A 20,065-nucleotide genomic window follows, 5' to 3' on the forward strand; every position below is an offset into this window, starting at 1 on the left:
AAGCATTCCCTTTGCTTATCTGTGAGTATCAGTCATTATTGCCGTTTAAATATCTATTTGAACGACAATAATAATGGGTTTATTTTGTTGCTCTTAACACAACAAATTTATCGTTATTACCAATAGTATCTACTTTAGTAAAAATACGATTTAACTTTTCGTGATATTTTAGTTGGCGGTTACCAATAATGATTAACTCACCATTTGGACGTAAAACCCGCTGTGCGTCACAAAACATTTGCCAAGCAATGTGGTCGGTAATAGTATTATTTTGATGAAACGGTGGATTGCACAATACTAAATCAGCACTTTGATTCGTAAAGTTATCTAAGCAGTTAGCCACCATTACGTCAAATTTATCCATGCTGGAAAGGTTTATTTGTGCATTCTCTCGACAAGATGCCGCCGCCATAAAACTTTCATCGACACAGGTAACATTCGCTTGTGGGTTTAAACGTGCAGCTTTAATGCCAATAACGCCATTACCACAGCCTAGATCGATAATGTCTTGATATTGAGGTTTTGATGGAATGAAATCTAATAAAAAGCGGCCGCCAATATCTAAACTATCACTTGAAAAAACATTAGCGTAGTTTGTGATAGTTAAATCATGTTCTGGCACTGTCCACGTTGTTGGTTGCGGCATCGGTGCTGCTAATGATTTATTAACGCCAGTAAAAATTAACCGCGCTTTTTTAACGGCTAGTGATGTCTTGGTCTCACCTAAGTATTTTTCAAAGAGTTTTAACGTCGAAGAGTGAATGTCTTTTACTTTACCCGCACTAATAACAACACAATCTGCTGGCAATAAATGACACAATTGTTGGAGTTGCCAACTGAGTAAGCGATTATTTTTAGGTTGCTTAATTAACACTAATTGTGGATTCGCGGGCAAATCTGCGAGGCAATCAATAATAGTGACTGCAGGTAAATTATTGTCATTGAGATTATTGATAATCGCTTGCTGAGTGATGAATGAGTCAGTGACGGTTGTGACTTGCCCTTGTTCTGCAAACCAACAACTTAATGCACCAAAATTATCATTAAGGATCAATATTGGGCGTTGAGGTTCAAACGCCATTGAATGACAATGATTGATCAAATATTCATCTGCGGCATCCCATGCTTGCAGGGTTTCATTTTTACGTACAGGAAAGCGGGTTAGCGTTAACGTACGTTGGTGCAAGGTTAGCTCTGGTTTCATTAATAATAACTTTCAAGTATGTTGGCGAAATAAGAAAGCATTTTCGCAGAACAGTGAAACGCTTGAAAGGAAATCTATCAAGTTAACGCCATAATAATGACTCATTGGTGGCGTTAATAGTAAAAAACGCTTTTTTAGCTGAGGATATTATGATTCAACCCCAAATTGAAGCCAAGTTAGCCGATACCTTTGAGCCTGTTTATCTTAAGGTAATCAATGAAAGTTACATGCACAATGTACCACCAGGCTCTGAAAGTCATTTCAAAGTTGTGATTGTCAGTGCGCAATTTGAAGGCCAACGTCTTATTACACGCCATCGCGCTGTAAATCAGTGTTTGGCTGACGAGTTAGCAAATCATATTCATGCACTTGCAATTCATACTTATACTGAGCCAGAGTGGCAACAGCAATTGAATGCGCCAGCATCGCCACAATGCCATGGTGGCTCAACACTCGATAAGTGATAAGCGTAGCTATTTGACAAAGCCGTTAACAAAACGGTTTTTTTTATGTCATTTTGAAAGGCTTACAATGTTAACTGTGATTGATATGGCTTATGGGTATAATGTTAACAACATAATCTAAATAATACCGACTTTCCTATGGTTGATAATAAGTTTGTCATTATGTTGAAAACATGTGTTGATGAGTGGTGTTTTTTACAGCATTGTTAATGAAATGATTGTTTTTTAAAATTCATATTTATGTAAAAATATTCTGTAAATGTGCAGTTGATCATATTTATCAGCTAATAAATCTATTGCGTCTTATTTGTTGCTTGGTTTTCACTCGGAATCGCGTGGATTACCATAGAAAAAACGACTTAATTAATGGTAGAATCGCGGGTTGAAAAATTACTCGTTTATTAGTGTTTGTAGCGAGATAGTTAACTGGATGTTGCGATACAGAGTCGTTTAGTGATTGTTGTCACTGCCTGTTCATTGATATCAGGCCAAGGAACGTAGTGTCTTAATTACGCAATATGAAAATTCTTTTTTCCCTTTAATGTAGTGCAAGTGCGTATGATTACAATAAAAAAGGGTTTGGATATCCCAATCTCAGGGACTCCAGCCCAGGCGATACACGATGGCAATGCCATTTCTAAAGTCGCCTTGCTTGGCGAAGAATATGTTGGTATGCGTCCTACAATGCATACTCGCGTAGGGGATGTAGTGAAAAAAGGTCAGGTTCTTTTTGAAGATAAAAAGAATCCGGGTGTTAAATTCACTGCTCCAGCTAGCGGCAAGGTAGTTGAAGTTAACCGTGGCGCTAAGCGCATTCTACAATCAGTTGTTATTGATGTAGAAGGTAATGAGCAGATCACGTTTAACAAATATGAATCGACGCAATTAGCACAATTAGATCGTGCTGTTGTGGTTGATCAATTAGTTGAATCAGGTATGTGGACAGCGCTTCGTACGCGCCCGTTCAGTAAAGTACCTGCTGTTGGCTCAGAATCGAAAGCAATTTTTGTTACTGCGATGGATACTAATCCGCTAGCAGCTAACCCAGAAATTATCATCAATGAGCAAAGTGATGCATTCATTGCTGGTTTAACTGTGCTTTCTCGTTTGACTAGTGGCAAAGTTTACGTGTGTAAATCAGGTGCAAGCCTGCCTCGTTCTGCGCAAGCAAATGTTGAAGAGCACGTATTTAACGGCCCACACCCAGCAGGTTTAGCCGGTACACATATTCATATGCTGTTCGGTGCTGATGCAAATAATATTGCATGGAATATCAATTACCAAGACGTGATTGCGTTTGGTCAGTTATTCCTTACTGGTGAAATTTTCACTGATCGTGTGGTTGCGCTTGCTGGTCCTGTTGTGACCAACCCACGTTTAGTGCGTACGCAAATCGGTGCCTCTATTACTGATCTAACAGATTCAGAAATGATGCCTGGTCAATTACGTGTACTATCAGGTTCAGTGCTTAATGGTGTTAAAGCGGAAGGTGTTCATGGATACCTTGGTCGTTACCATCTACAAGTTTCTGCACTACGTGAAGGCTATGAAAAAGAATTCTTAGGTTGGATTGCTCCTGGTAAGAATAAGTTTTCTGTTACTCGCGCCTTTATGAGCCAGTTCTTCCCTGGTCAGTTGTTCAATATGACAACAACGACTAACGGTAGTGAGCGTGCAATGGTACCAATCGGTAATTACGAAAAAGTAATGCCACTTGATATTGAGCCAACATTGCTACTGCGTGATTTATGCGCTGGCGATATTGACAGTGCACAACAGTTGGGCTTACTAGAATTAGATGAAGAAGATCTAGCTCTATGTACGTTCGTGTGTCCTGGTAAATATGAGTTTGGTCCAATGCTGCGTGAGTGTTTGGACAAAATTGAGAAGGAAGGGTAATTCATGGGTTTCAAGAATTTCCTCGAAGATATCGAGCACCACTTTGAACCAGGTGGTAAGCATGAGCGTTGGTTTGCGTTATATGAAGCGTTTGCCACTCTTATGTATACGCCAGGGCAAGTGACGCGTTCATCTGCGCACGTGCGTGACAGTATCGATCTAAAACGTATCATGATCATGGTATGGTTTGCGGTTTTCCCAGCAATGTTCTGGGGTATGTACAACGTGGGTGATCAAGCAATTGCTGGTCTTAACCACTTATACACTGCAGACAAACTAACAGCAGTGATTGCTGCTGACTGGCATTACTGGTTTACCCAGATGCTAGGCGGTACGCTATCAGCGACTGCTGGTTGGGGCAGCAAGATGCTCCTAGGTGCAACATATTTCCTTCCAATCTACGCAGTAGTATTTGCGGTAGGTGGTTTCTGGGAAGTATTGTTCTGTATGGTACGTAAGCATGAAGTTAACGAAGGTTTCTTCGTAACATCAATCTTATTTGCTTTGATCGTTCCGCCAACACTACCACTTTGGCAAGCAGCTTTAGGTATTACCTTTGGTGTCGTTGTCGCAAAAGAAATTTTTGGTGGTACCGGTCGTAACTTCCTTAACCCAGCACTTGCTGGTCGTGCTTTCCTATTCTTCGCATACCCAGGTCAGATTTCTGGCGACCTAGTATGGAATGCGGCGGATGGTTTCTCTGGCGCGACACCGCTAAGTCAGTGGTCTCAAGGTGGTCAAGCAGACGTAGTTAACACTATTACTGGTCAATCAATCACTTGGATGGACGCTTTCGTTGGTCATCTTCCAGGTTCAATTGGTGAAGTATCAACACTTGCTATCCTTATTGGTGGCGCATTTATTGTTATTATGGGCATTGCTTCATGGCGTATTATTGCCGGTACAATGATCGGTATGATCGTTGCTGCAACTCTATTTAACATTATTGGTTCAGATACTAACCCAATGTTCAACATGCCTTGGCAGTGGCACCTAGTTCTTGGTGGCTTCGCGTTTGGTATGATGTTTATGGCGACAGATCCAGTATCAGCTGCGTTCACCAATAAAGCAAAATGGTGGTATGGCGCATTGATCGGTGCAATGGCTGTAATGGTACGTGTAGTTAACCCTGCATATCCAGAAGGTATGATGCTAGCGATTCTATTTGCTAACCTATTTGCACCTCTATTTGACAACCTAGTTGTTCAAGGCAACATCAAACGGAGACTGGCTCGTCATGGCAAGTAATAAGGATAGCTTCTCAAGAACGCTGATTTTTGTAGTGGTATTGAGCCTTGTGTGTTCAATCATCGTATCTACAGCAGCTGTTGTTTTACGCCCTAAGCAACAAGAAAATGCGGTACTTGACGTACAACGCAATATTCTTGCTGTTGCAGGTCTGCTAAACAAAGACACTAACATCAAGCAAACGTACAACCAGTTTATTGAGCCTAAGCTTGTAAACATTGATACGGGCAACTATGTTGCTGAAGTTGCTGGTGAAAATGCAGCTCAATACAATCAACGTGACGCGGCGAAGAATGATAAAGAATCTATCAAACTTCCAGCAAACGAAGATTTAGCAAAGATCATTCGTCGTGCAAACGTTGCGACTGTTTATCTTGTTAAAGATGCTGCTGGCACGCTAACTAAAGTAATTTTACCTATTCACGGTAACGGTTTATGGTCAATGATGTATGCATTCGTTGCGGTTGCAACTGATGGTAACACTATTGACGGCATCACTTACTACGATCAGGCGGAAACTCCTGGACTAGGTGGTGAAGTTGAAAACCCAACATGGCGTGAGCAGTTTGTTGGTAAGAAGTTGTACGATATGAACTTCAAGCCTGCAATTAAAATCCTTAAAGGTGGTGCGCCTGTAGGTACTGATCACCAAGTTGATGGTCTTTCTGGTGCAACGCTAACAAGTAACGGCGTACAGCATACCTTCGATTTCTGGTTCGGTGCACAGGGCTTTGGTCCTTACCTTGCTAAGTTACGTGCAGGAGATCTGAATAATGGCTGATACTAAAGAAATGAAAAAGATCCTGTTTGGACCTTTTATCAGCAATAACCCAATTGCATTACAAATTCTTGGTGTTTGTTCAGCGTTAGCAGTAACTACTAAGTTAGAAACTGCGTTTGTAATGACAATTGCTGTAACACTGGTAACTGCATTTTCGAACTTTTTTGTATCATTAGTTCGTAATCAAATTCCAAACAGCGTGCGTATTATTGCGCAAATGGCGATTATCGCATCATTGGTAATCGTGGTTGACGAAGTTTTACGTGCATACCTTTACGATGTATCAAAGCAACTGTCTGTATTCGTTGGTTTGATCATTACTAACTGTATCGTAATGGGTCGTGCGGAAGCATACGCAATGAAATCAGCACCAGTACCAGCATTTATTGATGGTATCGGTAACGGTTTAGGTTACGGTTTTGTACTTATTACTGTAGCTTTCTTCCGTGAGCTTTTAGGCTCAGGTAAGTTATTTGGTATGCAGGTATTGCCACTGGCTTCTGATGGCGGTTGGTATCACCCGAACGGTCTAATGCTATTGGCTCCTTCTGCGTTCTTCCTAATTGGTTTCATGATCTGGATTATTCGTACTTTCCGTCCAGAACAAGTAGAAGCGAAGGAGTAAGAGGAATATGGAACATTATATTAGCCTATTGATTCGCTCGATCTTTATCGAGAACATGGCATTATCTTTCTTCTTGGGTATGTGTACTTTCCTAGCGGTGTCTAAGAAAGTTAAGACCTCTTTTGGTCTAGGTGTTGCGGTAATCGTAGTACTTACATTATCTGTGCCGTTAAACAATCTTGTGTACAACTATGTACTTAAAGATGGTGCAATTTTCCCAGGTGTTGACCTTAGCTTCTTGAACTTTATTACGTTCATTGGTGTGATCGCAGCATTGGTTCAGATCCTTGAAATGGTTCTTGATCGCTTCTTCCCGCCACTATACAACGCACTAGGTATTTTCTTACCGTTGATCACAGTTAACTGTGCAATCTTCGGTGGTGTGTCTTTCATGGTGCAACGTGATTACAACTTCACAGAATCAATCGTCTATGGCTTCGGCTCTGGTGTTGGTTGGATGTTGGCAATTGTTGCGCTTGCGGGTATCCGTGAGAAGATGAAATACTCAGATGTACCTGCGGGTCTTCGTGGTTTAGGTATTACCTTTATCACTGTTGGTCTTATGGCGTTAGGCTTTATGTCTTTCTCTGGCGTACAGCTGTAATCAGGATAAGGAAGGAATAGTCAATGGATATTATTCTTGGCGTAGGCATGTTTACCTTGATTATCCTGGCTCTAGTTTTAGTGATTTTATTCGCTAAATCTAAGCTAGTACCATCAGGTGACATTACTATCTCAGTAAACGGCGATCCAGAAAAAGCGATCACCACAGGTGCGGGCGGTAAACTACTGAATGCACTTTCTGCTAACGGTATTTTCGTATCATCAGCATGTGGTGGCGGTGGCTCTTGTGGTCAGTGCCGTGTAAAAATCAAATCTGGCGGTGGTGATATTCTACCAACAGAACTTGATCACATTTCTAAAGGTGAAGCACGTGAAGGCGAACGTCTAGCGTGTCAGGTTAACGTTAAATCTGACATGGACATCGAGCTTCCTGAAGAAATTTTTGGTGTGAAGAAGTGGGAATGTTCTGTTATTTCTAACGATAACAAAGCAACCTTCATCAAAGAGCTTAAGCTTCAGATTCCTGATGGCGAAACAGTACCTTTCCGTGCTGGTGGTTACATTCAGATTGAAGCACCTGCTCACCACATCAAATACTCAGACTTTGATGTACCAGAAGAGTACCGTGGCGACTGGGATAAGTTTAACTTGTTCCGCTACGAGTCTAAGGTTGATGAAGATATCATCCGTGCTTACTCAATGGCTAACTACCCAGAAGAGTTCGGTATTATTATGCTAAACGTGCGTATTGCTACGCCGCCGCCTAATAATCCAGATGTTGCTCCTGGTCAAATGTCATCATTCATCTGGTCACTTAAAGAAGGTGACAAGTGTACTATTTCTGGTCCTTTCGGTGAGTTCTTCGCGAAAGACACTGAAAATGAAATGGTATTCGTAGGTGGTGGTGCAGGTATGGCGCCAATGCGTTCACATATCTTTGACCAACTTAAGCGTCTACACTCTAAGCGTAAGATGTCTTACTGGTACGGCGCACGTTCTAAGCGCGAAATGTTCTATGAAGAAGATTTCGATAGTTTAGCGGCCGAAAACCCTAACTTCGTGTGGCATTGTGCATTGTCTGATCCACAGCCTGAAGATAACTGGGATGGCTACACGGGCTTTATTCACAACGTTCTTTATGAAAACTACTTACGTGATCATGAAGCACCAGAAGATTGTGAGTACTACATGTGTGGTCCACCAATGATGAACGCAGCTGTTATCAGCATGCTAAAAGATCTTGGTGTTGAAGATGAAAACATCCTATTGGATGATTTCGGTGGCTAATCGTTAGCCCTTCACCTTTAAAGAAGGCTGGCCTTTAAGGTCAGCCTTTTTCATTATTAATGATAAGTAATGTTATTTTTATTGTGGTTATTATCAGTTAGTAATGACTCACTATGGTTACTAGAGTAAAAATTACCTTTATTTCATTGGAGTAGTTGAATGAAAATGTTCTTTATTCGAGCTGTAGTTGTAATAGCAGCATTGTTAGCGCTTGCTGGCTGCAGTGATCAGCGTCAGCAAATCACTATTAATGGCTCGACGATGGGAACCTATTATTCAATTAAAATAATAGATCAAGCAGGGTTACCGTCAGCAAAAGAGATTCAACAAGAGATCGATCGTCGTTTAGAGCTGGTTAATGATCAAATGTCGACTTACCGTCCACAATCTGAATTGAGTTTATTTAACAAAGCGCCGGCAAATAAACCGTTTCCTGTATCAGCAGCAACCGCTAAAGTGATCGCTGAAGCGTTACGTATATCTAAAGTCAGCAATGGTGCTTATGATGTAACTGTTGGCCCAGTGGTTAATTTATGGAGCTTTGGCCCTGAGGCACGCCCAGAATCAATTCCAACCGATAAAGACATTGAAACCCGTCTGTCAGAAGTGGGTTATCATCATTTACAAGTGTTAGCCGGTAATAAGCTGGTCAAAGATGAAGCTAAACTGTATGTTGATTTATCTTCTATCGCCAAAGGCTATGGCGTCGATGTGGTTGCTGATTACTTAAAAGATGACTTACACGTTAAAAACTTCATGGTTGATGTTGGTGGTGAGCTGCGTCTGCAAGGTAAAAATCAAGCCAATGTGTTATGGCGTATTGCCGTTGAAAAGCCGGTTGAAAACGAACGGGCAGTGCAAGAGATTCTGCAAGCAGGTAATATGGCGATAGCAACATCGGGTGATTACCGTAATTACTTTGATGAGAATGGGGTTCGTTACTCGCATCTGATTAATCCTAAAACCGGTCGTCCAATTGATAACCATGTGGTGTCAGTAACGGTTATTGCGCCGTCATGTATGACAGCTGATGCTTACGCAACGACATTCTCTGTCATGGGAGAGGATGAGTCAATTGCATTAGCAAACCAAGAAAATATTCCTGTAATGTTGATTGTAAAAACCAAAGACGGCTTTGTTGAATACAAATCAAATACTTTTGAGCAATACGTAGATAAAAAATAATAGAGGCATCTATGGCAACTTATTTAGTAACATTTGCTGTTTTTCTACTGGTTATTATCGCAATGGCCGTAGGGTATATTTTCCAACGTAAATCAGTAAGTGGCAGTTGTGGTGGTTTAGATGGGATTGGGATCGCCAAAGAGTGTGATTGTCCTGAACCTTGTGACGCGCGTAAAAAGCGTGAAGCACGTGCCGCACGTCAAGCTGAATGGAAAAAGAATCAGATTATTTAATCGAATTTACTACTATTAGGTAAGTCATTACTTACCTTAAAGCCTAAGTATGACGATAGAAGTTATACTTAGGCTTTTTTATACCATGTTATTGAACCAAACAATTACGCCCCTGTTGTTTGGCTAAATAGAGTTTATCATCGGCCTGTTTGATGAGATGATCGGGTGAGTTACACGCATAAGTAACGCCAATACTGATCGTGACTTTAATATGCGTCTGTTGGTAAGGAATAGTTAGCGTTTCAATGCGAGTGCGCACTAACTCTAATGTTTGTAAAAAAACATCAGGATCACCATGATAATAAATACAAAATTCTTCTCCGCCAAAGCGAGCCACTATCGCTTCTGAAAAATGAGCTGCAATAATCTTGCTAATAGTCACCAGCACCGCATCACCACCATCATGACCATAGGTATCATTGACGGTTTTAAAATGGTCAATATCAATCATAGCGATATTTTTCCAAGTTTTAGCCGTGGGCGTATGGGCAAAAAAATAACGCCGATTCCAAAGTCCTGTGAGGGTATCTTGATTGGCCATTTTGTAGAGCTGTTTAGCATTGTCTTTGATATTTAACATATGATGAATTCGACAATAAAATTCTTCTTGGTTAAATGGTTTATATAAAAAATCGTTAGCACCCGCTTTGAGAAACTGTGCGGTTAAGGTGTGATCATTACTAGCAGATAAGCCTAATATCGCAATATCATCCCGGTTATATTGATGGCGAATTTCTTGGATCATGCTGATCCCATCTTTTTTGGGCATATCATTATCAGTAATAATTAAACTGATATTGTCTGTTGTTGTTAATAGTGCCAGTGCTTGCTCACCATTCTCAGCCTCAATAACAGTAAGGTTTTGTTTTTTCAGTAATTGACAGATATAGCGCCTGATTGTCGGAGAGTCTTCGACTACTAAAGCTTTATGACCGATATTGGCCTTTAACCGTTGTAGTAATGGAATCAGGTAGGCCACAGACGTCGCATTGTCTTTTAATAAGTAATCTAAAACACCTGTGGTTAAGACTTGTTCTTTAATATGATCATTATATTCTGCGGTTAGCACGATGGATTTTAGACCGTAACTTAATACCATATCGATAACCTCACCATTTGGAGCGTCAGGTAAGCAATAATCTAAAACTGCACAAAAGAAAGTGTGTGGCTGTATTAGCAAGGTTTGTGCTTGTTGTTGTGTTGTAGCAAAAACGGCCTCAAACCCTGCTTGTTGAAGTTGATCTTTTAGGTAATGACGGAATGTACGACTGTCTTCAACAACCAGCACTTGGTAGGGCACATTGAACTCCCAAAAAGCCAAAAAAACGCTTTTATTGATAATAGTAATAATATAGCAATGATTTTAATCATAACTATTGGTTAATACCATTGGTTTTGTTAATTATTTTGTACATTATTGTTTGTTTATGTATATAAAATTGAACCTTGAGATAGTTACAGTACGGACTTAAATTGGCGTATAATAGCTGTATATAAAAACAGTTATTTGCTGTGTTCATTGATGAGTATTTGCTGTGATCAATCCATTGCCAAGCCAACGTAAGATCATCCATGTCGATATGGATTGCTTTTACGCAGCTGTTGAAATGCGTGATAACCCTGCTTTACGTGATATTCCGATTGCTATCGGTGGCCGTTCAGAACAGCGGGGGGTAGTGAGTACCTGTAATTATTTAGCCCGTAAATATGGTATTCATTCAGCGATGCCGACAGCACAAGCAATGAAATTATGTCCACATTTAACTTTAGTGCGTGGACGGATGGAGGTTTATCGTCAAGTTTCACAGCAAATACGGGCTATTTTTGCGCGTTATACTGATAAAATAGAACCATTGTCATTGGATGAAGCTTATTTAGATGTCAGCGATTGTGAGATGTTACACGGCTCTGCAACTCTAATTGCGTTAGATATTCGTAAAGCGATTGAGCGTGAACTTAACCTTACCGCCTCAGCAGGGATTGCGCCGGTAAAGTTTATTGCAAAAGTGGCGTCTGATCTCAATAAGCCTAATGGTCAATATGTGGTAACGCCTGAGCAAGTCGATGACTTTGTTGCAGATTTGAAACTTGAAAAAATCCCTGGTGTTGGAAAAGTCACCATTCAAAAATTGCATCAGCAAGGTCTGTATGTTGGTCGAGATGTTCAAAATTATGAACAGCAACAGTTATTACAACAGTTTGGCAAGTTTGGTCAATCACTGTGGCTGCGTGCGCATGGGATTGACGATCGTGAAGTGATTGTTGAACGACAACGTAAGTCTGTTGGTGTTGAGCGAACATTTCATAAAAATATTGCTAGCTACGATGAATGTTGGCAAGTGATTGAGCACTTACATTCAGAATTAGAGCAGCGATTACGTAAGGTGCGACCACAGCTAAATATTGCTAAGCAAGGGATAAAATTAAAATTTGCTGATTTTCAACAAACAACGGTGGAACACAGTTGCCCAACACTTGATAAACAACAATTTGTGCCGCTATTAACGGAAGCACTTACGCGTCAACAAGGGCGAGAAATTCGTCTAATCGGATTAAGTGTTGGTTTAGAGCAAGGATTAAAGGCGCAGCAGTTATCATTTGGTTTTTGATGGTAAGTAAGATAATGGTGGATAATTAAAAACGGACGCAAGGTCCGTTTTTTAATAGGTTATTAAGCTAATTCAGTGAATTATTTTTTAACCGGAATATTTTTTAGAATCGCTAGCATTTGATCCCAGAACATTTGTACGGTATCAATTTTTACTTTCTCATCAGGTGAGTGTGGGAATTTGATTGTTGGACCAAATGATAACATATCCATTTCTGGGTAAGGTTCTTTAAATAAACCACACTCAAGACCTGCATGGATCACCATGATATTAGGTTTGTTACCGTACATTTGTTGATAAGTATCACGGAAAACGTGCATGATTTCAGAATCAGCATCAGGTTTCCAGCCAGGGTATGCGCCAGCAACTTCACATTTAGCACCTGCAAGCGCAGCTAGTGATTGCAACATGCCTTCAACGTAGCTACGGCCTGAGTCGATCAATGAACGAATAAGGCATAGGATCGTGATTTTGTCTGCTTCTGTGGTGATCACACCCATGTTTAACGAGGTTTCAACCACGCCTTCAATATCATCGCTCATGCGAATAACACCGTTTGGACAAACGTTTAAAATATTCATTAAACGGGTTTGATCAGCAGTAACGATGACATCAGCAGGAGTGGCACATGCTTCAGTAAAGAAAGTTAGATCCGTTTCAACATGGCCTAATTCAGCTGTAGCCATTTGAAGGTATTCAGCAAATAAAGCATTAAGTTTGTCGACATTTGCTGCTGGTAACGTTGCAATAACTGTCGCTTCACGAGGTAAAGCATTGCGCAGGCTACCACCAGTGAAGTTATTGATGCGTAGACCAAGCTCGTCGGCATGACCAACAAAGAAACGCGCCATTAATTTGTTAGCATTACCACGGCCTGTGTGAATATCACAGCCAGAGTGACCGCCTTTTAGGCCTTTAACAACCAGTTTAATCGCTTGGTGATCTGCTGGAATGGCTTCGCGTTGAATATCAACGGTTAATGCAGCGTCAACACCGCCAGCACAACCCATGTAAACTTCGCCTTCTTGCTCGGAATCGGTATTTAAAAGAATATCGCCTTCAAGCCAGCCCGCTTCTAAGCCAAAGGCACCGGTCATGCCAGCTTCTTCATCAATCGTTAGTAATACTTCTAACGGGCCGTGTTCGATATCTTTAGCCGCTAAAATTGCCAGACATGTTGCCATGCCCATGCCGTTATCAGCACCTAATGTTGTGCCAGTTGCTGTAACCCATTCACCATCGATGAAAGGTACGATTGGATCTTGAGTGAAGTCGTGAACGGTATCTTCATTTTTTTGTGGCACCATATCAATGTGCGCTTGAAGTACAACCCCTTTACGGTTTTCCATGCCGGCGGTTGCTGGTTTTTTGATAATCACATTACCAGTATTATCACGACGAACATCAAGTCCTTCAGCTTGTGCAAAAGAGACAATGTATTGCGCTAGCTGCTCTTCATATTTAGAAGGGTGAGGGATTGAACAAATCTTATCAAAGAAATGCCAAACAGCTTTTGGTGATAGTTGAGTAATTTCAGACACGGTAGCCTTCCTTTTATATATGAGACTGGGCTAGTGTCATTTTGTAGGGTTTTAGCCGTAAAATGACAAAATTAGAGAGCGAGTATTATTACCGCTTTGGTTTTAGCATATCACTCTGTGTTTAGGGGAGATAGGGCAAATAATAAAATCTTATACCACTGATTTCTGTAGTTATAGTGTCAATGATGGAGGGTTTACTAACCATAGCCATTGTTATGCATGTAATGTAAACAAATGCACCAAAAAACAATCAAGATGCAACGTGTTGTATTATAAGATAATAAGGATGTAATAAAGTTACATTAAATCCATTCTCTCAAGCATAATATTTAGAAAGTGTGAGCTAGTTAAAATAAATATTGTAAGTTTATTACTTTTTGGTTATAGTTTAATCAAGCCGCGTTGAGTGGCACAATAATTAACACGACATGTTCAGGATGAACCCGAGATATCGCCTCCAAGGAACCGAGAATAAGTGGGCCATAACGGCAACTCGCCAGCAACGATATGTTGGTGTACTTATGATTAAGGTGATTTAAATGAAAATTTTTTCTTCAATGACACATTTTTGGAATAACCGTTCGGTATATACCAGTAATTTCCATTACCCAACGCCGTACCGTTATTAATAAGTTTTAATTGTTTGGTTGTTATTCAACGAGACAAACTGCAATTTTGTTCACACCCCCTTAAATTAAGAATTTCTTGATAGCGCTATAGCGTTATTTATAACATTCTGCCGCCACTTCATTTTTGAAGTGGCGTTTTTTTATCTGCTTTTCTGCTATTACCGTTATTAAGTTTTATTATCGGTCTTTATTAACCCGTATTGTATTGGTTAATAAAGTAAATGATTAAAAAATAACCGTCACGAAGAATCCTTTAATTACTTGAATTTTAATGTTTTATTCTCACTATCGGGGGTGGTGTAAATCGCCCTAGTTATTGTTTTGCGCTTTTCAACGATAAAATCTGGAAATTGCGTGATCGCATGATTATAATCAGCGCCGAAATGGATTGCGCAAACGTTTTCTATTTCTTAACGTGTTTGTTAGTTTATTGCCTATCTCTAAGGAATCGAGAAGCATGCTAGAAAAGTTGTTTAAACTCAAAGAACATGGCACCACAGTACGCACTGAAATTATGGCCGGTGTGACCACTTTCCTGACAATGGCTTATATTATTTTTGTAAACCCCACTATGTTAGCCAGTACAGGAATGGATCAAGGCTCAGTGTTTGTTGCTACTTGTTTAGCAGCAATGATTGGCTGCTTTGTGATGGGTTTTTATGCTAATTATCCAGTAGCACAAGCACCCGGTATGGGACTTAACGCCTTTTTTACTTATACCGTTGTTTTAGGTATGGGTCATACGTGGCAGGTCGCGTTAGCTGCTGTATTCTTATCTGGTTTATGTTTTATCGCGCTGAGTGTTATGCGAGTGCGTGAGTGGATCATTAACTCTATTCCTCATTCATTACGGATTGGTATTTCGGCGGGTATTGGTCTGTTTTTAGCCTTTATCGCATTGCAAACATCCGGCATTGTGGTGGCAAGTCCTGCGACATTAGTTAAAGCCGGCGATTTAACCAGTTTTCCAGCAATAATGGCAGGACTTGGGTTTGTGTTAACCATTGGCTTAGTTCAGCGTGGTTTTAAAGCCGCAGTATTGATCGCCATTTTAATTGTTACCGCAATCAGTATTATCGTGGGTGAAGTTGAGTACAACGGCATCATGTCTATGCCACCAAGTATTGCACCTACTTTTATGCAGCTTGATTTCTCTGGTGCAATGGAAGTTGGTTTAATTTCAATTGTATTTGCATTTTTGTTTGTCGATTTATTTGATACCGCGGGTACATTAGTTGGGGTCGCGACCAAAGCTAACCTGATTGGTGAAGATGGTAAATTACCGCGTTTAAACCGTGCATTATTAGCTGATAGTACTGCAACTTCTATTGGTGCATTACTGGGAACCTCAAATACCACATCTTTTGTTGAGAGTGTGTCGGGTGTCGCAGTTGGTGGTCGTACAGGCCTAACAGCCGTTACGGTAGGCATGTTATTCTTACTGGCGTTATTTTTTGCACCATTAGCTGGAATGGTTCCAGTATACGCTACCGCAGGCGCATTATTTTACGTTGCTATTTTGATGATGTCAGGTCTGGTATCTATTGATTGGCGCGACCTAACAGAAGCTGCACCTGTCGTCGTTGTGTGTTTACTGATGCCGTTAACCTACTCAATTGCAGAAGGTATTGGTCTTGGTTTCATTACGTTTGCGGTAGTTAAAGCATTAAGTGGCAAGGGACGTGAAGTTAATATCAGTGTTTGGGTTATTTCTGCGTTATTCCTTGCGAAGATTATTTTCTTATAAGTGTAATGTTATTTACGCTTACATAAATTTATGCGGTTTTCGAATCGCTGTTTCAGAGGTTGTTTTACTATGAGTAATAAATTCGTCATCACTTGGGATAACATGCAAATGTACACACGCCAGCTAGCAGAGAAATTGCTACCGGCTGAACAGTGGACAGGGATCATTGCTGTTAGCCGTGGCGGTTTAGTGCCAGCGGCTATTTTGGCGCGAGAGTTAGGCATTCGTCATATTGATACTGTATGTATTGCTAGCTATGATCATGATCATCAGCGTGATATGAATGTAATCAAGCAAGCTGATGGTGATGGTGAAGGCTTTATCGTTGTTGATGATTTAGTTGATACTGGTGGTACTGCGGAAAAAATTCGTGAACTGTACCCACGTGCTAAATTTGTAACGGTATGTGCAAAACCTGCTGGCCAACATTTAGTTGATGATTTTGTGGTTAACATTCCTCAAGATACATGGATTGAACAGCCTTGGGATATGGCAGTTACTTACGTTGATCCGATTGCTAAAAAATAAATCTGTTAGTGAAAACTGATTCATCGAGGTAACGATAGTGTGTTGATGATCAGTTTTGAAAACTAAGTTTTATTAAAGACGCCACCTTGTTGGCGTCTTTTTTTATCGATTTTAGTTATTGAGAGTGGTTTAGGTATATTATCTAAGCCTATTAAAATACGTGTTATACGTTGGAGGATGCCGTGTCTGAACAACCATCAAAACAAAATCTATCAGAGAAGCTATTTGCACCCCGCCAAACCAGCAAAGAAACCTCAAATATTGTAAAAATTGCACATGTTCGTAGTGGTGATGTAAACAATGCGCTTGATGGTGAAAGTCAGCTTGGTTGGTATCGTGTTTTACGGCGTCCACAATGGATATGGCAAGGTGTTGATCCGATTGAGCAAGAAGCGGTATTAGCACGGATTGCAGGCTCTGATGCTCCTCGAACAACAGCACATTTATTAGATACTGTTATTGGTTATCGTTCGGGTAACTGGACTTATGAATGGTCACAATTAGCATCTAACTATCAGCAATTAGCCCGTATAGCTGTTAATAATGGCGATAAGTTAGCGGCATCAGAATTATTGTTAAAAGCCAGTACTCATTACAGTATTGCTGCATATCCTTATATAAAAGGTGATCAGTTGGCTGATCAGGCCGAATTACAAGCCAATCAAAGTTACCGTGAGGCGATTGAGCTACGTCCACATGATATGCGTAAGATCGATGTTAAATATGAAAATAAGACCTTTGAGGCCTTTATTCACCTGCCGCGTACCGATAAATTATTACCCACGGTGATTGTTAGTGGTGGCTTAGCGACGTTGCAAAGTGATCTGTGGCGGTTATATAAAGATTACTTAGGCCCTGCTGGGTATGCGATGGTGACCTTAGATATGCCATCTGTTGGTCATAGTGATCGTTGGAACTTAACCGAAGATACCAGCCGTTTACACCAAGCATTATTACAACAAATTCGAGATGTGCCGTGGGTTGATAATCGCAACGTTGCGATGGTGGGGTTAAGAATGGGGGGTAATGCTGCGATTCGACTTGGATTTATGGAGCCTACCCGCTTAAAAACCTGTGTCAGCATTGGTGGTGCTATCAATAGTTTTCTTACTCAGCCTAAACTATTAGATCAAATGCCACGTATGTATCTCGATGTTCTAGCGTCTCGAATGGGTAAAAATGGTCAAGCAGAAGCCAGTATTAAATCGCATTTACCCGCATGGTCATTAAAAAATCAAGGAATTTTAGGTCGCCGTCGAGTGGATATTCCGATGCTGGGTATTGGACTTAAAAACGACCCTATTTGCCCTGAAATAGATAATCAATTGATTGCATTATCAAGTTATGGCGGTAAGGCGGTGACGTTACCTGAAAAACCAATTTATGACGGCTATCATCGCGTAATGACAGAAGTGGTTAAATGGCTCGATGATAAAATGCAGTAATTATTATACTGAGAAATAGCATCATTATTAGCGGAATTGCACCACAGTGCGATTCCGTTTTTTTATGACTAAAATATATTGTCATGATATTGTTAGCAAATTTAGCTGCTATGGTTTGTTATTTTGTTAATATTTATCCATACTATAAGAAATTATTATTATGTTGAGCGCATTTTTACGTTGGCATAGATAATAACAGGACAGTAAGTCTTACTCGTGTATCAAATACCGCTGACTATGGATGGATAATACAATGACAACAGCAACAATCTTTCCACCACATGGACGTTTAATGTCTAAATTGACCGCAATTGGTCCTTATCTTCGTGAAAAAAAATCGCAACCGCAACGATTCTTTTTTGATTGTTTAGCAAGCTGTGTTAATGCTGAAAAAGATCCTGAGCTACGTGAGTTTTGGGGCTGGTGGTTGGTGATGACGGCGACAGATAGCGGCTATGAATATGAGTATGATTTTGGTCGCTATAACGCTGCAGGCGAGTGGGTGAATGGTAAATTACCCGCTAAACATCATGATGCAGTCTTAAAAACATTGGTTGATTTCTACCCTAAACTGACACCTTTTATCGTTGATGAATGCCAATTAACCCTGGTTCCAGCCGCAACATTAACCCAAACCCCACTGGCTGAGTTGTCGATTAAGTAACCTTAATCTTGGCTGAAAATGTAGACTACCACCACTGGTGACATTACATTGCGATTTTATGAAATTATCATAAAGATGCATTTGTTTGGTTGCCATGTGGTGCCATCACTCTTACTTTATGGCCATTAATGTTCAAACAAGCGACTAAAGCCCGTTAATATTGATTTTGTGATTGTTTTTTTCTTGTGCTTTTCGATAGGGATTGATACAACAAAGAACATTTATTATTTCAATCTATTGTTTGATCTCATGGCTGATTCAAAAAAATCTAATGCTCAAAAGCAAGACGTTGCTGCCGCTGCTGCAACCCATACTATCGTCGTCAAACTAGGTACTAGTGTACTCACTGGTGGTACATTAAAACTTGATCGTGCCCATATGGTTGAGTTAGTGCGTCAATGCGCTATGTTACGTAGTCAAGGCCATAAAATTATTATTGTTACTTCTGGCGCGATTGCTGCTGGTCGTGAGCATTTAGGTTACCCCGAACTACCCAAAACCATGGCAAGTAAGCAACTGCTTGCTGCCGTTGGCCAAGGACGCTTAATTCAAGAGTGGGAAACCTTGTTTGGTATCTATGGGATCAACATTGGTCAAATGTTATTAACCCGCGCAGATTTAAACGATCGCGAGCGTTATTTAAATGCACGCGATATGTTAGTGGCGCTATTAGATAACGGTATTGTACCCGTTGTAAACGAGAACGATGCCGTTGCCACCACAGAAATTAAAGTCGGTGATAACGATAATCTCTCTGCATTAGTGGGTATTTTGGGTGGTGCTGATAAGTTACTGCTGATGACTGATCAGGCGGGATTATTTACCGCCGATCCGCGTAGTAATCCAAATGCTGAGTTGATTCATGAAGTCGTGACCATTGACGATAAATTACGTAAATTAGCTGGTGGCACTGTTGGTGGTTTAGGCACCGGTGGTATGGCAACCAAATTACAAGCTGCAGAAGTTGCTTGTCGTGCAGGTATTGAAGTGATTATTGCTGCTGGACGTCGCGTTGACGTGATTGTCGATCTGGCTGCAGGTAAGGCTGTTGGCACGCGTTTTCTGCCACTAAAGTCATCGCTTGAAGGACGTAAGCAATGGATCCTTGCCGGGCCTCCGCCAGCAGGTGATATTGTGATTGATGATGGTGCTGTGACTGCGGTACAACAAAAAGGCAGCAGTTTGCTTGCGAAAGGTATTACGCAGGTAAAAGGATCGTTTGAACGTGGTGAAGTCGTTCGAATTTTTGATAGTAATAATGTCTTACTTGCACGTGGTATTAGCCGTTACTCAAGTGATGATATGACTAAAATTGCCGGTAAGCACAGCCATGATATTCATCATGTCTTAGGTTATGAATACGGTCATGCTGCAATCCATCGTGATGATATGGTTGTTATTTAATAGCAGTG

General features: G+C 40.6%; 18 protein-coding genes. 15 read left to right on the top strand and 3 right to left on the bottom strand.

Translation table 11 applies throughout. The features are described from left to right. Positions 1-79: 79 nt before the first annotated feature. A complete protein-coding gene (locus G6R09_RS05980; protein WP_065166534.1) occupies positions 80-1,204 on the bottom strand; it encodes a methyltransferase in 1,125 nt (374 codons plus the stop codon). A 149-nt stretch (positions 1,205-1,353) separates the two neighbouring features. On the opposite strand from G6R09_RS05980, the gene bolA reads away from it, so the two are divergent. The 9 genes from bolA (at position 1,354) to nqrM (ending at position 9,490) form a co-directional block, all read left to right on the top strand. Further along, positions 1,354-1,668 carry a transcriptional regulator BolA gene (bolA, locus tag G6R09_RS05985; protein WP_065166580.1) on the top strand — a complete coding sequence of 105 codons (315 nt, stop codon included), beginning with the start codon at positions 1,354-1,356 and terminating at the stop codon, positions 1,666-1,668. 558 nt (positions 1,669-2,226) lie between these two features. Continuing rightward, positions 2,227-3,567, top strand: a complete 1,341-nt coding sequence (locus G6R09_RS05990) for a Na(+)-translocating NADH-quinone reductase subunit A (protein ID WP_065166579.1) — start codon at positions 2,227-2,229, stop codon at positions 3,565-3,567. Between the two features lie 3 nt (positions 3,568-3,570). Then, positions 3,571-4,815 (top strand): NADH:ubiquinone reductase (Na(+)-transporting) subunit B, encoded by a 1,245-nt coding sequence (locus G6R09_RS05995; RefSeq protein WP_065166533.1) that lies wholly within the window; start codon positions 3,571-3,573, stop codon positions 4,813-4,815. Then, the gene (locus G6R09_RS06000; RefSeq protein ID WP_065166532.1) at positions 4,805-5,596 is read left to right on the top strand and encodes a Na(+)-translocating NADH-quinone reductase subunit C; all 792 of its coding nucleotides are present in this window, start codon (positions 4,805-4,807) and stop codon (positions 5,594-5,596) included. The genes G6R09_RS05995 and G6R09_RS06000 overlap by 11 nt, the downstream gene beginning before the upstream one ends. Then, entirely contained in the window at positions 5,589-6,221 is a 633-nt protein-coding gene (locus G6R09_RS06005) for an NADH:ubiquinone reductase (Na(+)-transporting) subunit D (RefSeq protein WP_065166531.1), read from the top strand. Before G6R09_RS06000 ends, G6R09_RS06005 begins: the two co-directional genes overlap by 8 nt. 7 nt (positions 6,222-6,228) lie before the next feature. After that, entirely contained in the window at positions 6,229-6,825 is a 597-nt protein-coding gene (gene nqrE / locus G6R09_RS06010) for an NADH:ubiquinone reductase (Na(+)-transporting) subunit E (protein WP_060999503.1), read from the top strand. Between the two features lie 23 nt (positions 6,826-6,848). Beyond that, on the top strand, positions 6,849-8,072 hold the full coding sequence (gene nqrF / locus G6R09_RS06015) for an NADH:ubiquinone reductase (Na(+)-transporting) subunit F (protein ID WP_065166530.1): 1,224 nt from the start codon (positions 6,849-6,851) through the stop codon (positions 8,070-8,072). Between the two features lie 159 nt (positions 8,073-8,231). Next, positions 8,232-9,257 (top strand): FAD:protein FMN transferase, encoded by a 1,026-nt coding sequence (locus tag G6R09_RS06020; RefSeq protein WP_065176649.1) that lies wholly within the window; start codon positions 8,232-8,234, stop codon positions 9,255-9,257. An 11-nt stretch (positions 9,258-9,268) separates the two neighbouring features. Further along, positions 9,269-9,490, top strand: a complete 222-nt coding sequence (nqrM, locus tag G6R09_RS06025) for a (Na+)-NQR maturation NqrM (RefSeq protein ID WP_060999509.1) — start codon at positions 9,269-9,271, stop codon at positions 9,488-9,490. Between the two features lie 88 nt (positions 9,491-9,578). Here the strand turns inward: nqrM and G6R09_RS06030 are convergent, their stop codons facing one another. Next, positions 9,579-10,790, bottom strand: a complete 1,212-nt coding sequence (locus G6R09_RS06030; protein WP_065176648.1) for a response regulator — start codon at positions 10,788-10,790, stop codon at positions 9,579-9,581. 235 nt (positions 10,791-11,025) lie between these two features. Between G6R09_RS06030 and dinB the strand changes: the two genes are divergently transcribed. Further along, the gene (dinB, locus tag G6R09_RS06035; RefSeq protein WP_373423699.1) at positions 11,026-12,099 is read left to right on the top strand and encodes a DNA polymerase IV; all 1,074 of its coding nucleotides are present in this window, start codon (positions 11,026-11,028) and stop codon (positions 12,097-12,099) included. Positions 12,100-12,179: 80 nt separating this feature from the next. Here the strand turns inward: dinB and G6R09_RS06040 are convergent, their stop codons facing one another. Next, positions 12,180-13,640, bottom strand: a complete 1,461-nt coding sequence (locus G6R09_RS06040) for an aminoacyl-histidine dipeptidase (RefSeq protein WP_065166527.1) — start codon at positions 13,638-13,640, stop codon at positions 12,180-12,182. Between the two features lie 1,086 nt (positions 13,641-14,726). Here G6R09_RS06040 and G6R09_RS06045 point away from each other — a divergent pair. From G6R09_RS06045 to proB, 5 genes are all read left to right on the top strand, one after another. Further along, positions 14,727-16,016, top strand: coding sequence for an NCS2 family permease (locus tag G6R09_RS06045; protein ID WP_065166526.1), 1,290 nt, complete (start codon positions 14,727-14,729; stop codon positions 16,014-16,016). A 69-nt stretch (positions 16,017-16,085) separates the two neighbouring features. Next, positions 16,086-16,544, top strand: coding sequence for a xanthine phosphoribosyltransferase (gene gpt, locus G6R09_RS06050; protein WP_060999514.1), 459 nt, complete (start codon positions 16,086-16,088; stop codon positions 16,542-16,544). A gap of 182 nt (positions 16,545-16,726) precedes the next feature. Next, positions 16,727-17,989: an esterase FrsA gene (gene frsA, locus G6R09_RS06055; protein ID WP_065166525.1), complete on the top strand. Its 1,263-nt coding sequence runs from the start codon at positions 16,727-16,729 to the stop codon at positions 17,987-17,989. A gap of 253 nt (positions 17,990-18,242) precedes the next feature. Then, positions 18,243-18,653 (top strand): sigma factor-binding protein Crl, encoded by a 411-nt coding sequence (gene crl, locus G6R09_RS06060; protein ID WP_065166524.1) that lies wholly within the window; start codon positions 18,243-18,245, stop codon positions 18,651-18,653. Between the two features lie 249 nt (positions 18,654-18,902). Further along, positions 18,903-20,057 (top strand): glutamate 5-kinase, encoded by a 1,155-nt coding sequence (proB, locus tag G6R09_RS06065; protein WP_065176645.1) that lies wholly within the window; start codon positions 18,903-18,905, stop codon positions 20,055-20,057. Positions 20,058-20,065 lie beyond the last annotated feature (8 nt).

Source organism: Photobacterium sp. Alg240-V54, from assembly GCF_900537155.1.
Lineage (GTDB): Bacteria > Pseudomonadota > Gammaproteobacteria > Enterobacterales > Vibrionaceae > Photobacterium.